Below are 1,028 nucleotides of genomic sequence, written 5' to 3'. Positions count from 1 at the left end.
GACCGGGGGGAGTGTCCGGGCCGCGGACGGCGCCGCGTACACGATCGTCTGGGAGATACGGCTGCCGCGCGTGGTGCTGGGGGCCGTCGTCGGGGCGGGGCTCGCGGCGGTCGGGGTCGCCGTGCAGGCCATGGTGCGGAACGCGCTGGCCGATCCGTTCGTGCTGGGCATCTCCTCCGGCGCCGCCGTGGGGGCCAACGCGGTGATCCTGCTGGGGGCGTTCGCGGGGCTCGGGGTGTGGGCGCTGTCGGTGGCGGCGTTCGGGTCGGCGCTGGTGGCGATGGCGCTGGTGTACGGGGTGGCCCGGTCGGGGGTCGGGCTCACGCCCTTGCGGCTGGTGCTCACGGGGACGGCGCTGGCGTACGGGTTCGAGGCCGTCACCACGGTCATGGTGTTCGGGGCCGCCCGCGGCGAGGCCGCCCGCGCGGCGATGATGTGGCTGCTGGGGAGCCTCGGCGGGGCGACCTGGGCGCAGGTGCCGATCGCCGCGGCCACGGTCGTCGCCGGGTGGGTCTGGTTGCGTGCGCGCGCCGAGGCGCTGAACGCGCTCGCCATGGGGGACGAGACCTCCGCCGCACTCGGGGTGCGGCCGGAGCGGCTGCGTCGGGAGCTGTTCGTGGTCACCGCCGCCGTGACGGGGACCGTGGTCGCGGTGAGCGGGGCCGTCGGGTTCGTCGGGCTGATGGTGCCGCATGTGGTGCGGATGGTGGTCGGGGCGGATCACCGTCGGGTACTGGCCGTCGCGCCGCTCGTCGGGGCCGTGCTGCTCGTCTGGGCCGATGTGCTGTCCCGGCTGCTGCTGGCGCCCGCCGAACTGCCCGTCGGGGTGATCACCGCCGTGGTCGGGGTGCCGGTGTTCCTGCTGCTCATGCGGCGGGGCGGCTACGCGTTCGGGGGGCGGTGACCGTGCGGCGCGAGGGTGTGCGGGGTGACGGTGTGCCGGGCGACGGCGTGCGGAGCGGGGTGCCCGGTGGTCCCGAGGCGGGCGCCGGTGGGCTCGGGGGTGGGGCAGGGGTTCCGCTCGGGAT

1 protein-coding gene is annotated in these 1,028 nt (G+C 76.6%); it reads left to right on the top strand.

Translation table 11 applies throughout. From position 1 onward, the window contains the following. Positions 1-904: FecCD family ABC transporter permease (locus AOK23_RS43950; protein ID WP_055717925.1), on the top strand; the 904-nt coding region annotated here is incomplete at its 5' end. Between the last annotated feature and the right edge of the window lie 124 nt (positions 905-1,028).

The organism is Streptomyces torulosus (assembly GCF_001419765.1).
In the GTDB taxonomy this organism is placed as follows: domain Bacteria; phylum Actinomycetota; class Actinomycetes; order Streptomycetales; family Streptomycetaceae; genus Streptomyces; species Streptomyces torulosus.
This window is presented reverse-complemented; position numbering and strand designations above follow the sequence as displayed.